Raw genomic sequence first — 15,361 nt, 5'->3', positions numbered from 1 at the left:
CGTCCAGAACTGGTGCGTGCCTTCTCCCTGACAGTTTTTACGGCGGGACAGTGGCGGGGAGAGGGACCTCACGAGAGGCCCTCCGCGGCCTCTTCAGTCGTTGGCTCCCTGACGGCGCCGAGCTACGCGCGGGCGACCGAGGGGCTCGAGCCCGTCGGCCCAGCGCTCAGCATTCGTTGGAGCTCCGCCGTCACGTCATCGGCGCGGGACGCACGGAAGAACGCGGCCACGTACCGGTCCGGCCGAACGATCACCATGTCCCCGTCTCCGGCCGCGAACCACTTCGTCAGAGCGCCACTCGCATCCGCCGCCACGAGGCTTGCTCCCTTCGCGCCGTGGTGCTCCCGGGAAGCATCCGTTCCCGGCACCACCCGAACGAAGCGTGCGCCCAACTCCTTCCAGAATCGCCTCGAGGACTCGCTCATGAGCTCGACCGGTTCTCGGTTCATCCCGACCACTGCGAAGCCGGTGCCCAACACTTCGTCGAGCAGCACCTCTCCGCCCTTCTGCGTCCGTACCCGGGGCTGGATCATCATGTCGCCCGCGGCGCCGCCACGAAGAAAGAGCCCATCGCGGAATCGGGTGGGGAACCGCCCGTCTACCTCGTGGAGATTCTTGCGGACGGAGGGAATGGCTCCCAGGAGCCCGAAGAAACCGTCTCGCAAAGGCGCCGACAAGCGGTTCGCTGAGACGACCAGGCTCATCATCCTCACACCGAGCATCGTCTCACGCATCTGCGCACGACGCTCCACCTCGTAGCTGTCCAGCACGTCGGAGCGAAGCGTCCCCTTCACGACCAGGGCGATCTTCCAGGCGAGGTTCATCGCATCGCGGATTCCGGAGGACAGGCCCTGGGCGCCGAACGGAGGAACCAGGTGCGCTGCGTCTCCCAGCAAGAAGACGCGCCGATCACGGAAGCGCTCCGCGAGCCGGTAATGGTGAACGTACACGCGGTGCCGGACAAGCTCGTACGGCTCGGCTCCCATCCAGGGGGACAGGAGCTCACGCACGCGCTGCTCCGTTGAGAAGTGCTCCGGGGTCTCTCCGCGCAGCAGCCGCACCTCCCAGCGCTCGTATCGATCCGGAAGGGGGATGTAGACCATCGGCCGGACAGCATCGGCGACAATCCGGGCCTTCGGGGTCGCTTGCGTCGACCTCCGCGTATCGATGACGAGCCAGGGCTGCTCGACAGTGGAGCCCGCCAGCTCGATGCCGCAGGCCTCGCGAAGTGAGCTCTTGCCCCCATCACATCCCAGGACATAGCGAGCTCGAACGGTGTAGCTCTCCCCCGAGTTTCCGCTGACGCGCAGCCGGACCCCCTCGGAATCCTGCTCAACACCGTCCACGCGATGACCCTGGCGGAGCTCGACCTGCTCGAAACGGCTCAATCCCTGGCGGAGGTTGTCCTCCAGCAAGGGCTGGAGCATCGCCCCGCCCGACGGGTGGCCGAGGGGCATGGTCGCCACGGCGGGGTTGACTCCGAGGAGGAGCTGCCCCGAGCCGGACACGATCTCCATCCCGACGCCGAACAGCATCTGTGAGCACTGTTTCTCGGCGAGCCCCACGGCCTGAAATGTGCGCAGCGCATCGTCATACAGTGCGACCGCGCGAGGATAGGTGTGCGGGGATAACTCGCGCTCGAGCACCAGCACCCGGGTGCCATATGAGCCCAGGAGATTGGCGGCCATGAGGCCCACCGGGCCACCACCGACGATGGCTACGTCCACATTCTGCTCTTTCATCTCAATGCCCTCTCGCCAGCGGACCGGCGCCTTTCCCAGGAGCTGGTGCCTCTTTCGTCAACATGCGACGGAGCCCGTGACTCCGAGCCACGGACTCCGCCCTTCCAGGCTGAACTAGGCGGACTTGATCCCAAATCCCATGTAACCCATCGACATATCATCCGAGACCACCGCGGGCGCGATACGGCCCACCTCGCCGAGCGAGGTCTGGCCGCGCCTGTGGCGGAGGATCGCCTTGATGAAGCCGATGGGGTTGTCGACCGTCATTCCGCGCGTCTCGACGTTCTGGATCTTCGCCGCACGCATCGCGCCGTGGAGCTCCTCGGGCCGGATGAACATCTTCCAGTCGTGGACATCGTCCGGGATGACGCGCGTCCAGGACCACTCCTGAAGCAGCTTGATGGCGATCAGGTTGCTCATGAGGGTCCGATTGATGGTCTCGTAGAGATAGACGCCGCCCTTCTTCAGCACGCGCGAGGACTCCGCGACGACGGTGGGGTAGTCCGGGATGTGCTCGAGCACATCACAGCAGTAGACGACGTCGAAGGTCTCGTCCTCGAACGGGAGCTTCTGGCCCCGGGAGACCTGGTAGTCGATGGAGAGACCCACCTTCGCGGCGTGGGCCTTGGCGAGCTCGATCGACGGCGCGGACTGGTCCACGCCCGTCACCTTCCAGCCCTTCTTGGAGAACTCCTCGGCCAGCAGGCCACCGCCACACCCGACGTCCAGCACACGGACCTTCGAGGGCTGGAGTCCAATCCGGCTGGAGAGCACGTCGTGGAAATAGCTGATGCGGCAGGGGTTGATCGACGTCGACAGAAGGCTGACAGACGAATCGTCGTTCCACCAATTCATCTGATCGTACATCGCATTATTGACAGGCATTTCTCGCTCCTCGTGTGAACTCAAGTCGCCAGGGCGACGTGCTATCGGACTTCTGTTGCTTCAGGTTCAGCCGCGCTCCCAGGTGGCGTACGTGAGGACGGATCTGCCCCCGAAGAGTGCCGAGGGCGCGGTGGGTTTCAGCGCAATCATCCGGCCGCGCTCCTCGAACTCCAGTGTGAAGGGATGATCTCGGCCCACCTCGTCCGGATAGAGGTGCGCCTCCACATGGTGGATGATCCGGTCGCCCTCGACGGTGAACCTGCCGGACGACGAGATATAGGTCATGAGCGCGTTCCTCTGCGCGAGGGGGCTCGACGTCGCGAGGTCCTCCGAGCCGAAACCCCGACGCCCCGGGCTCCCCATGTTCAGCGCGTAATACCCCTCCGCGGTGTAGATGAGGTGACCCACAGGGCGAGGGCCAAAGGGGTGGAAGACAGGCGCGTTCGGCTGGAAGTTCATCGGCATCGCGGACGGACGAATGACCCCGAGCGCCGAGAGCGCAAGCTTCAGCGCGGGATTCGTGACGAAGTCGATGAACTTGCGCCCGTCCGGAGTCTTGGACTCGAACGAGACCAGCTTCCAGCTTCCGATGCATCGATGGCTGATCACTTGGTATCTCCTGGGAGCATTTGACCGAGGCGAGCGGAAAGAACCGCGATGCTCGGCCCTTCGAGCAGTTCGACCAGCGGCAGCTCGATGCCGAGGATGCGCTTGATCCGGTCCCGCATATCGACCGCCATGAGCGAGTCGAGCCCGAGGTTGATGAGGGGATCCTGGAGATCGAACTCCGACTCCTCGAGCTTGAAGACGCGGCTCACGAGCCGACGAAGCCGGGCAGAGATCTGTTCAATCCGTGCCTCCGGGCTCGCCAGACGGAGTGCCTGGAGCTCGATCTCTGGCTCCGCCTCCACGACGATCCGCTCCGGTCCAGCCGGGAGCGGCGCCTCAGGCGTGACCGCCACCGTGGGCCGCCGGGCTTCAACGTGACCCGAGGTGACGCCCTCCTGGGTTTCAACCCAGTAGCGCTCACGCTGGAAGGGATACGTCGGAAGTGGCATGCGCTTCCTGGGGTAATCCCGGTCGAACCCCGCCCAGTCGATATCCACGCCACTCTCGTAAAGGGCAGTCACGCTCCCGAGCAGGGACTCCCAGTCATCGTGTCCCTTGCGCAGTGACGGCAGCCACGGCTGGGTCGCGTCGGGCAGGCAGCGTTTACCAAGACCCAGGAGCGTGGCCTGCGGGCCCAGCTCCAGGAATGCGTCGCACCCATGCTCGTGGAGCGCTCGCATCCCGTCCGCGAAACGCACGGGCGCCTGAACGTGCTCGACCCAATACGATGCCTGGCTGAGCTCCGTGCCCTTGGCAGCTCGGCCGGTGAGGTTCGAGATCAGCCGCACGCGGGGCGCCGCATAGCTCACGCGCGAGGCGGCCTCCTCGAACGCGGACCGCATGGGCTTCATCAACGGCGAGTGGAAGGCGTGCGAGACGGTCAGACGCCGGGTCTTGACGCCCTCGGCGATGAGCTGCTCAACCACCTTGTGCACGGCGTCGCGCGCACCGGAGATGACGATCTCCTCCGGGCCATTGACGGCGGCAATGGAGACGACGTGCGCGACGGGAGCCAGCAGCTCCGTCACACGCGCCTCGCTGGCGAAAACGGCGACCATCTCTCCATCGCGTGGCAGGGCCGACATGAGGCGACCACGCTCGGCGATGAGCCGCAGACCATCCTCGAGGCTGAAGACGCCAGCCACGCATGCGGCGACGTACTCGCCCACGCTGTGCCCCATGACCACCGTGGGCTCGATGCCCCACGAGCGCCACAGCATGGCCAGGGCATACTCGACCGCGAACAGGGCCGGCTGCGTGTACTCGGTCTCGTCGATGGGAGACTCCTGGCCCGCCTCCGGGTAGAGCACCGAGACCAGCGACTTCGGCAGGAGGGGACGGAGCAACTCGTCGCACTCGAGGATGGCCCGGCGGAAGGTGGGCTTGGTCTCATACAGGCTCCGCCCCATGCCCACGTACTGCGCGCCCTGCCCAGTGAACAGGAACGCAATTCTCGGGCGCCCTGCCCTGCGGATCACCGCCGGACGTGCGCGATCCATTGTGCCCGCCGCGAGGCTTTCCAGTTGTGTGCGCAGCTGCTCGACGGACGTCGCCTGGAGCGCCACACGGTGCTTGAAATGCGCTCGCCCTGCCCCAGCCGTGAAGCAGAGGTCGGCGAGGGACACCGACGGGTGCTCCGCGAGGTAGCGTGCATGGCGCCCCGCGAGCGCCGAGAGCGCCGACTCGCGCGTCGCGGACAGGGGGAACAGGTGGCGCGGACGCTCTATGCTCACGGTGGTGGGCTGGGGCACCGGAGCCTCCTCCACCACGACGTGGACATTGAGGCCGTTGCCACCAAGCGAGTTCACCCCGGCGATGCGCCGGCCATTGCCTCGCGGCCAGGGCGTCGGCTCCAGCGGAAGCGCGACCTTCAGCTCGTCCCAGGCGATGGCCGGGTTGCGCTGCTTCAGGTGCGACGGATAGGGCGGAATCTCTTCGTGGTGCAGCGAGAGCACAACCTTGATGAGCCCCGTCACCCCTGCCGCGAGTTCCGAGTGGCCGAGGTTGGCTTTCACGGAGTTAACCAACAGCGGTTTCTCCGCGGGCCGCCCCTCGGCAACAACGGACGCGATCGCCTGAACCTCGATGGGATCTCCCAGCGTCGTTCCCGTACCGTGGGCCTCCACGTACCCTACCTGTGATGGCTCCACACCACTGTTCGCCAGGGCCTCGCGAATGAGCGCCTGCTGCGCGGGGACGCTCGTGACCGTGATGCCGCTCGTCGTGCTGCCGTTCTGCTGCATGGACGAGCCGCGGAGGATCGCCAGGATGTGATCGCCATTGCGCTGCGCGTCGGACAGGCGCTTGAGGACCACGACCCCACAACCTTCGGAACGGCCATAACCATCCGCGGAGGCGTCGAACGTCTTGCAACGCCCATCGCGTGAGAGCATCCGGATTTTACAGAGCGCGACGAAGGGAGAGACGCGCAGGATGAGATTGACGCCCCCTGCGAGGGCCATGTCGCACTCCTTCGCGCGGAGGCTCTGCATGGCCGTGTGCACCGCCGCGAGCGAGGACGAGCAGGTGGTGTTGAGCGTGACGCTCGGTCCAGCCAACCCGAGGATGTAGGAGATGCGCCCCGAAACGAACCCCGGGATGTTGCCCGTCGCCGTGTGCGTATCGCAGTAGCCCGCCGCCTCGATGATGTGCGCGTACTCCTCGGTCCCGGCGCCTACGAAGACACCGGTGCGCGTTCCGCCGAGCTTGTCTGGCGCCTGCCCCGCGTGCTCCAGGGCCTCCCAGCACACCTCGAGGAAGATCCGCTGCGCCGGATCCATGCTCACCGCCTCGCGCGGGGAGATGCCAAAGAACTGTGGCTCGAATCGGTCGACCTGATCGAGGAAGGCGCCACGCCGGGTGTACATCTTGAGCGGGGCGTCGGGATCGGGATCGTAATAGGCGTCCACATCCCATCGCTCCGTCGGCATGTCACTCGTGGCATCCCGCCCCTCTCGCAACATGCGGAAGAAGGAATCGGGATCATGGGCACCGCCCGGATAGCGGCACCCAATCCCTACCACGGCGATGGGCTCCGTCTTCGCACGCTCCAGAGCGTCGAGCTTCGCCTGGAGCTTTTCGACGGTGACGAGCGCACGCTTCAACAGGTCTTGGTTGTCTTTGGTCTTCGTCGACATGTCATTTCCCCTGCTCGATCGCGTCCAGCCGGTCCGCGAGGAGCGCGGCCACCTGGTCTTCCGATAGCTCGTCGAGCTCTTCCAGTCGTGCGTCGTCGGCATCCGGCGCTGGCTCCGGAGTCGTCGCGCGCGGGCCCTCGTCGAACAAATGAGCGAATACTTCCTGACTCAGGTAACGCGCAAGCGCGTCGATCGTTGGATGCTCGAAGGCCAGCGTGGACGGGAACGCACGCCTCAGGCCTGTCTCCAGGTGGTTCTTGAGATCCATCGCCATGATGGAGTCCATCCCGAGATCAAAGAAGCCAGTCGTGGGCTCAATGTCCTCCGGCTTTTCGTAACCAAGCACCGAGGCCACCTCTCGCTGGAGGTAGGCCAGGAGCACGTCGTGCCGTTCGTTCGGGAGCGCCTCATCGAGCGCATCTCGCAACTTCTGAGCACTCGCCACGGCAGCGTCCAACTCGCCCTCGCGCCGAGCATCACGCGCGTCGATGTTCGCGAGCATCGGCCGCGCCCGCCCCATTTCGAGGATCGGCTTGAAGACACTCCAGCGGACGTTCGCGACCGTCTGCTGCGTTCCCCCGGCCTCAAGCAAGCGCTCCAGGAGCGCGAGCGCGGCAGCAGGCGGCAAGGCCTCCACTCCGCTACGCGCAGACATCCGGTAGGCCTCTTCTGGGAGCACACCGACCTCGGCCCACTGGCCGAAGTTCACGACGAGGGCGGGCAACCCCAGCGCGCGCCGATGGTGCGCGAGCGCGTCGAGCACATGGTGCGCCGCCGCATGGTGCGACAGCCCACCGGAGCCCCACACCGAGGCGACAGACGAGAACAAGACGAAGAACTCCAGGTCCTCGCCCGCGAGCAGCTCGTGGAGCAGCCAAGGCAGCGCCACCTCCGAGCGGAGGGAGGATTGGAGCTCCCACGTCTCGAGCTCGCGGCTCGCCCGGACTGTCCATGGACCGCCCACATGCAGAACACCTCGAACAGGGCGGTTCGCATCCCGCAGAGACGAGAGCAAGCCGGTGAGCGAAGCCGATTTAAGAGCCTCGTCTCGCGAGAGGAGTCGGATGTCGGCGCCGCGCGCCTCGAGCGCCAGAATCGTCTCGGATCGCGCCACCGCTTCGGGCCGCTCCAGCCCGACCAGTACCAGGTGACGTGCGCCGCGCTCCACCAGCCAACGCGAGACCTCGAGCATGGAGCCAGGAAGAGAACCCGAAACGAGGTACGTGGCCTCGGCCTTCAGGCGAGGCGTTCCCCCGTTCCGTGTGGGGAGTTCTCGGGGGCGCAAGCGGGGCACGAACCGTTCGCCGCTGCGCCACGCGACCTGCTCTTCCCCGTCCCGCGCTTCAAGCTCGTGCAGCAACGCGGCGACATCGCCAGCGAAGGCATCAGCGCCTCGGTGAGCGCCCTCGACCACGGCCGGGTCCAGGTCCACGAGCCCGGCCCACAGCGCCGATTGCTCGATGGCCAGGACTCGCCCGAGCCCCCAGATTGGAGCCTGGGCCAGCGCGGGCTTCCCCGACCCGACGAGCGCCGCGCCGCGTGTGACCGCCCACAGACGCGGGGTCCCTCTTCCGGCGGCGCTCAGCGCCTGGACGAGGAGCAGCACGCTGTTCTGTCCAAGGCGTTGCGCCTCCTCCAGCGCGGCATGACTCCGCCCCTCCACGGACCCGGCATCGAGTCCCCACAGGTGAACGACACCCGCGAGCGCGGAGCCATCGGCGAAGGCTTCTTGAATCACTCGCCGGTAGTCCGCGGGGTTCTCAGGGTCGAGAGACATCCCCTTCCCTGCCGAGCCCACCTGGCTGGGCGACACGAGGACACAGTGCGCCCCACGCTGCTCGAGGCGCTCGGCCAACGCAGCGCCCAGACCGAGTCGATCCGCGAAGATCAGCCATTGGCGCGGAGCCACCGGTGTGGCGGCAGGGTCCGGCGTGGGCTCCGCGAGGGCTTGTGTCTTCCATTCCAGCTCGTAGAGCCAATCGCTCGGAAGCTCCGCCGCCTTGGCCTCCGGCGGGGGAACCATGGCCGTTGCCATACCCGTTGCAATGGGCTGCACCGGCAACGAGGAGCTCAGCTTGAACCAGTGCCGTTCCCGCTGGAAGGGATAGGTCGGAAGCGTGACGCGGCGGCGTGTATAGCCTTGGTCGAAGGCCCGCCAATCCACCGCACACCCAGACGCATACAGCTCACCCAGGGATTGGAGGAGCTGCGCCCAGTCACCCCGGGCCTTCTGGAGCGAGGACAACCAGAGTGTCGCACCGTCTTGAGGAAGACCCCGCCGCCCCATGCTCGCCAGCGTCGCACCCGGGCCGATCTCCAGGAACAGCCGGGCCCCTCGCTCATACAGTGATTGGAGGCTATCCCAGAAGCGCACCGGCGCGAGCACATGGCGGCACCAGTACTCCGCACTGCCCAGGAGCTGCTCGTCCGCGGGAAGTCCGGTGACGTTGGAGATGAGCTCAATTTCGGGCGCGTGGAACGTGACGCTGGCCACGACGCTCGCGAACTTCTCCAACAGAGGTTTCATCAAGGGCGAGTGAAACGCGTGCGAGACATTCAACCGACGCGCCTGAATGCCTTGTGCCGCGAGCCGCTCGAGCACTGCCGCCAGGGCGCCCCGCTCTCCAGAGATGACCGTCTCGGTCGGTCCGTTCACAGCGGCGATGGAGAGCTGGGACGGGAACGGGGCAATGGCCTCGGCGACTCGCGCCTCGTCGGCGAAGACCGCGGCCATGTCTCCCTCGGGAGGAAGGGCCTGCATCAGCTTCGCCCGCTCGGCAATGAGCCGCAAACCATCCTCGAGGGAGAAGACCCCGGCCACACATGCGGCGACGTACTCGCCCACGCTGTGCCCCATCACGGCCGTTGGTTGAACTCCCCAGGACCGCCAGAGCACGGCCAGGGCGTACTCGATCGCGAACAACGCCGGCTGCGTGTAGGCCGTCTCATCGAGGGGGGAGCTCGTTCCGGGCTCCGGGTAGATCACCGAGAGGATCGACCGCCCCAGATGAGGCCGCAGCAGGGCATCGCAATGCTCCAGGGTCTGACGGAAGAGCGGCTGGGTTTCATACAGTTGCCGCCCCATCCCGATGTACTGGGAGCCCTGCCCCGTGAACAGGAACACGATCTCCGGCACGCGACCGGACGGCACCGCTCGGACAATCACACCCGGTGCGCGCTGCCCGTTGATAAAGGCCGCGAGCTGCTCGCGGAGCTGCGCATGGGAATCGGCCACGATGGCCAGCCGATGACCAAAGTGAGCCCGGCCCGTATTGGCGCCATGGCAGAGGTCCGGCAGAGACAGCTCGGGCTGCTCCGCCAGGAGGCGCTCGTAACGGACCGCGAGTGCCCTGAGCGCATCGTCCCCCTTCGCCGACAGGCCGAGGAGGTGACAGGGGCGCTCCACCTCGTTCGAAGCCTCCACTGGCACCTGGGGCGGAGCTTCTTCGAGGATGACATGCGCGTTCGTACCGCTCATGCCGAAGGAGCTCACGCCTGCGATGCGCCGCTGCCCGCGACTCTCCGACCACGGGAGGGGTTGGGTCGGGAGCGTGACCGGCAGCGTGTCCCAGGGAATGAGCGGATTGGGCTTCTTCAGATGCAGGTGCGGTGGGATCTCCTGGTGATGGAGCGAGAGGACCACCTTGATGAGGCCCGCGATCCCCGCGGCCGCTTCCAGGTGTCCGAAGTTCGTCTTGGCCGAACCCACGACAAGCTTCTGTTCCTGGCTCCTGCCCTCGCACAGCACGGCGGACACCGCTCGCATCTCAATCGGATCGCCCAACGCGGTTCCGGTACCGTGGGCCTCGAGGTAACTCATCTGCGAGGCCTCGATGCCAGCGTTCGCCAGCGCCCGGCGGAGCAACGCTTGCTGCGCCATGCCATTGGGCACCGTGACGCCGCTGCTCGTGCCGTCCTGGTTGACCGCTGAACCTCGAATGGTCGCGAGGATCCGATCGCCGTCCGCGAGCGCATCGGAGAGGCGTTTCAGGACAACGACGCCGCACCCCTCGCCTCGCCCCATCCCGTCGGCGGATGCGTCGAAGGCCTTGCAACGACCATCTGGGGAGAGAACCCTCGTTCGTGACAAGGCGATCGTCCCGTTGGGGGACATGATGAGGTTCACCCCGCCAGCCAGAGCGATATCGCACTCGCCGAGGCGCAGGCTCTGGCAGGCCAGGTGCACCGAGACGAGTGACGAGGAGCAGGCCGTATCCACCGCCAGACTCGGCCCGTGCAGGCCGAGTATGTAGGACACACTCCCCGCTACGGCGCTGTTGGTATTGCCGGAGCCTGAGTAGGCGTCGAGCCCTGCCGGATCTCCTGCCCGAAGCAGCGCGTAGTCATTGCCGTTGATGCCAACGAAGACACCACCCAGTCGGCCCGCGAGTCGATCTGGAGGAATTCCGGCGTGTTCGAGCGCCTCCCAGCAGACCTCGAGGAACAAGCGCTGCTGAGGGTCGGTGCTCGCGGCCTGGCGAGGGCTGAGCCCGAAGAAGCGCGCATCGAACCGATCCACCTGCTCAAGGAAGCCGCCGAAGCGCGCGTACATCTTCCCGGGCCGCTCGGGGTTCGAGTCGAAATACGCATCGATGGGCCAGCGGTCAGGAGGCACCTCGGAGATGGCGTCCATGCCCTCCCGCAGGGCCTTCCAACAGGCATCCGGGCCGTCGATGCCACCGGGCAGACGGCAGCCCACGCCAATGACAGCGATACTCTCCGCCCTGGCCCGCCGGCTCGCTTCGAGCTCGGCCTGAAGCTCCCGAGCCACCCGGAGCGCGCGCCGCAGGCGTGCAGGATAGTCAATGGGTCGAGCCGACTCAGTCATGACTTCCCTCCCGCGGTCCGCTCGAGGGCGGCCATTTCGCGATCAAACAGCGCGATGAGCTCATCTTCCGGAAGCCCTTCCAGCTCGTCCGGGGTGTCGTTGGGAATAGCCGCCGCGGCGTGGATGACGAGCTCTCGTCCGAGGAAATCGGTGAGGGACTCGATGTTGGGGTATTCGAAGACCAGGGTCGGCGGCAACGACCTTCCGAGGCCCGCCTCGAGGCGCTTCCTGAGCTTCATCGCCGTCAGCGAATCCATTCCCATCTTGAAGAATCCGAGACGCGTCTCCAGGGGAGCCGATGGATCAAAGCCGAGTACGCCAGCAACCTCAGCGCAGACGTCCGCGAGCAACACGCTGCGGCGCCGTGCCGGGGGCGCTTCCGCGACACGACGGGCAATCCGTGCAAGCCCGGGCGCATCCTGAACCGAGGTCCGAGAAGACGAGGACTGAGCCTCGAGCGCATCCCGGTGGACGCGCATGAAGCGGATGCCCGTCATCAGCACCAGCGTCCCGCCAGTCTCATCGAGCAAGCGGACACTGCCCGCCGGGGCCTCGCCGTTCGTCCCCTCGACGTCGAGCCGAGCGTGGGCCCAGCACCGACCCTGGGGGCGCCGCAGGACCTGCACTCCGCCGATATGGACAGGCAGATGGACGGAGTCCTCGTCCTCCGACGAGCTCGGTGTCGGAGAGATCGCGCCGAAGAGCTGGAAGCAGGCATCGCCGAGGCTTGGGTGAAGCGCGTAGGTGGACAACTCCGACGCAAGCTCGTCTGACACGCGCAGGCGTGCCAGCGCTTCACCCTCACGCTGACGGAGGTGCTCGATGCGCTGGTGCGACGGGCCGAGCTGAACCCCCATCGCGGCGATCCGCTCGTAGAAGTGCTCGACCGGCACCTCGACGTCGCATCGTGCCTCGAGTGCGCTCAGTGACACTTCCTCCCGCGTGAGCAGCTCGGGCGCTCCGGCCCTTTCGCGCAGCGAGCCGGTCACGTGCAGGCTCCACGGCTCTGCGGGGTTCGTGCGACCGTAGATCTGGAAGGCCGCACGCCCATCACGGACAGGTTCGAGCAGGAGCTGGACGGAGCACGCACCCTGCTTCGGAAGGACAAGCGCGCGATGGAGCTCCATCTCCGAGAGCACCAGGGGTCGCCCCCCCAACGCCTCAGCGGACGCGGCGAGCGCCATCTCCAGGAACACCGAGGCCGGGAGCAACGCCGCCCCCTGGATCCGATGTTCATAGAGGAAGGGATGCCTCTCTGGGTCGAGCACGCACTCCCAGACGTGACTGCCCTCGGGCCGTGCGAGAGGCAGGTGCTCGCCGAGCAAGGGATGGCCACCCACCGGGACCTGGCGTGACCCACGCTGCACGCGTGCACTCGACTCCACCACGGGATGCCAGAAGCGCTGTTTCTGCCAGGGGTACGAGGGCAGCCGAACGAACCGCCCCTCGGCGGCCTGCTTCGTCCAATCCACGGACGCCCCGAGTGAGTACAGCGAGCCCAGGGAGCCGAGCAGCGTCGCATGCTCGGGTGTGTCGCGCCGGACGGAGGGAAGCGCCGCGCCCTTCTTGCCCGCTGCGTGAAGAATCTCCTCGATGGGCGTGAGCAGGATGGGATGCGGGCTGAGCTCCAGGAAGACCTCGTGTCCCTCGGAGAGCAGCCGCTGCACGGCATTGCCGAAGAGCACCGGCTCGCGCAGGTTGTCGGCCCAGTAGGCTCCGTCGAGCTCCGGCCCTTCCAGGAGTCGATCCTTGACGGTTGAGTAGAAGGGCACGGACGCAGTGCGAGGGGAGGTGCCCGCCAGAAGCTGGAGCAATTCACCTCGCAGCGGATCCATCTGCGGGCTGTGCGACGCGACGTCGACCTTGACCTCGCGGCAGAAGATGTCGCGCTCCTTGAAGCGACCCAGGAGCTCGCGAAGTGCCGCCGGCTCTCCCGAGATGACGGTGGAAGCCGGACTGTTGCTGACGGCGACAGCCAGCCGGTCCTCATACCCGGCGAGTTCCCGGCGCACGGCTTCCATCGACAGCGCCACGACGGCCATGGCTCCCTGTCCGCTCACCCGACGCAGGAGCTTGCTGCGCTGGCAGATGATCCGCGCCGCGTCCGGCAGGCTCAGGATGCCCGCCACGTGCGCAGCTGCCACTTCGCCCATGCTGTGTCCGATGACGGCGTCCGGCTCGATGCCCCAGGAGCGCCAGAGCGCGGCGAGGGCGACTTCGAACGCGAAAAGCGCCGGCTGGAGGATGTCGATCCGTTCGAGCGGCGTGCGAGCCGACTCGTCCGTCAAAGCCTCCAGGAGCGAACCGTCGAGGTACGTCCTCATCGCCTCGTCACATCGCTCAACGGCGGCGCGGAACACCGGCTCCTGCTCGAGGAGCCTTCGTCCCATGCCAATCCACTGCGACCCCTGTCCGGGGAAGACGAAGACGACCTTGCGCCGCTCGCCGGGCACCGTGTACCCGCTCGAGAGCCCAGCCGTAGACTCTCCTCGGAGGAAGGCCTGGAGTTGCTCGGAGAGCTCCGCCTGCGAGCGACCCACGGCGGCCAGCCGATACTCGTGATGGCTGCGCCGGACTCCAGCGGAACGGCAGACGTCACGAAGCGGCGGGGCAACCCCCGGAGCGGCTGGAGAGAGCAGCTCGAGATAAGCCTTGGCGAGTGACGTGAGCGCCTCATTCGTCCGCGCGGACAGAGGCAGCAGATGGACGGTCGAGCCAGGCTCGGGGCGAGGCTCGGCCTGGGCCGAGGCGGCTGCCGCACGGGGAGGAGCCGCTTCGAGCACGACGTGGACATTGGTCCCACTGAGCCCAAATGAGCTCACACCAGCGATTCGCCGGCCATCAATGGGCGACCAGGGCATCCGCTTCGTCGGGATGGCCAGAGGAAGCGAGTCCCACGCGATGTAAGGATTTGGCCGCGAGAGGTGCAGGTGAGGTGGGATCTCACCGTGCTTCAGCATCAACACCACCTTGAGCAGGCCCGCGATGCCCGCCGCGCCCTCCAGGTGGCCCACGTTGGTCTTGATTGAGCCGAGGTACAGCGGTTGCTCCTTGGTGCGCCCTGCACCGAGCACCGCGCCCAGCGCGCGTACCTCGATGGGATCGCCGAGCGACGTCCCCGTACCGTGGGCCTCGACATAGCCCACCTGCTTGGGCTCGACGCCGGCCCGCGCCAGCGCCTTGCGGATCACATCCTCCTGAGCCGGACCATTGGGCGCCGTGAGCCCTCCGCTCCGTCCGTCCTGATTGACGGCGGAACCCCGGATGATGGCCAGGATGTCATCCTCGTCCGCCAGGGCGTCGGAGAGGCGCTTGAGCACCACGACACCGCAGCCCTCGCTCCGCACGTAGCCGTTCGCCGCCGCATCAAACGTCTTGCATCGTCCGTCAGGTGCGAGCGCCCGGAGCTGGCAACCGCTGATCGTCCCCTCCGGGAGAAGGATGGCGTTGACGCCACCGGCCAGGGCGAGGTTGCACTCGCGCTGACGCAGGCTCTGGCACGCCAGGTGGACAGTCAGCAGCGAGGCAGAGCAGGCCGTGTCCACGGTCATGCAGGGGCCCTGCAGACCGAGCAGGTACGAAATGCGTCCCGAGGCGATGCTGAGGGCACTGCCAGTGGCCGAGTACGTATCAGGCGAGCCACCGGAGCCTGAGCGCATGTGGAGGAAGGAGTAGTCGTTGTTGCAGAGCCCCACGAACACGCCCGTCGGCGAGCCCGAGAGCCGATCGACGGCGATTCCCGCGTGCTCCAACGCCTCCCACGTCACCTCCAGGAGGAGACGCTGCTGCGGGTCCATCCAGGAGGCTTCCCGGGGAGCAATCCCGAAGAACTGCGCGTCGAAGCGATCGATGGCGTCGAGGAAACCTCCGTGACGCGTGTACATCTTGCCGGGAGCGTCGGGATCCGGATCGTAGTAGGCGTCGATGTCCCAGCGTTCAGCCGGAACCTCGGCGATCGCATCCACGCCATCGCGGAGCAGTGCCCAGAGCAGCTCCGGGTTGTTCGCTCCGCCGGGGATGCGGCAGCCCATCCCGACGACGGCGATGGGCTCGGTGCGAGCGCGCTCCGCGGCATCGAGCTTCGCGCGCATCTCGCGGAGCGCGAGCAGGGCCTGCTGCAGTGGAGTCAGCTGCTCGATGGGGGGGGTCGGTTTGCTCAT

General features: G+C 66.8%; 6 protein-coding genes. All 6 read right to left on the bottom strand.

Annotated elements, in window-relative coordinates:
* Positions 1-122 precede the first annotated feature (122 nt).
* A complete protein-coding gene (locus F0U60_RS22065) occupies positions 123-1,742 on the bottom strand; it encodes a bifunctional 3-(3-hydroxy-phenyl)propionate/3-hydroxycinnamic acid hydroxylase (protein WP_395822986.1) in 1,620 nt (539 codons plus the stop codon).
* A gap of 114 nt (positions 1,743-1,856) precedes the next feature.
* Positions 1,857-2,627 carry a bifunctional 2-polyprenyl-6-hydroxyphenol methylase/3-demethylubiquinol 3-O-methyltransferase UbiG gene (ubiG, locus tag F0U60_RS22060; protein WP_395822984.1) on the bottom strand — a complete coding sequence of 257 codons (771 nt, stop codon included), beginning with the start codon at positions 2,625-2,627 and terminating at the stop codon, positions 1,857-1,859.
* A 66-nt stretch (positions 2,628-2,693) separates the two neighbouring features.
* A complete protein-coding gene (locus F0U60_RS22055) occupies positions 2,694-3,236 on the bottom strand; it encodes a lipocalin-like domain-containing protein (RefSeq protein ID WP_395822982.1) in 543 nt (180 codons plus the stop codon).
* Positions 3,233-6,373 carry a type I polyketide synthase gene (locus tag F0U60_RS22050; protein WP_395822980.1) on the bottom strand — a complete coding sequence of 1,047 codons (3,141 nt, stop codon included), beginning with the start codon at positions 6,371-6,373 and terminating at the stop codon, positions 3,233-3,235. Before F0U60_RS22050 ends, F0U60_RS22055 begins: the two co-directional genes overlap by 4 nt.
* A gap of 1 nt (position 6,374) precedes the next feature.
* A complete protein-coding gene (locus F0U60_RS22045; RefSeq protein ID WP_395822978.1) occupies positions 6,375-11,201 on the bottom strand; it encodes a beta-ketoacyl synthase N-terminal-like domain-containing protein in 4,827 nt (1,608 codons plus the stop codon).
* A complete protein-coding gene (locus F0U60_RS22040; protein ID WP_395822976.1) occupies positions 11,198-15,361 on the bottom strand; it encodes a type I polyketide synthase in 4,164 nt (1,387 codons plus the stop codon). Before F0U60_RS22040 ends, F0U60_RS22045 begins: the two co-directional genes overlap by 4 nt.

It is taken from the genome of Archangium minus, from assembly GCF_044360475.1.
Taxonomy (GTDB): domain Bacteria; phylum Myxococcota; class Myxococcia; order Myxococcales; family Myxococcaceae; genus Archangium; species Archangium minus.
This window is presented reverse-complemented; position numbering and strand designations above follow the sequence as displayed.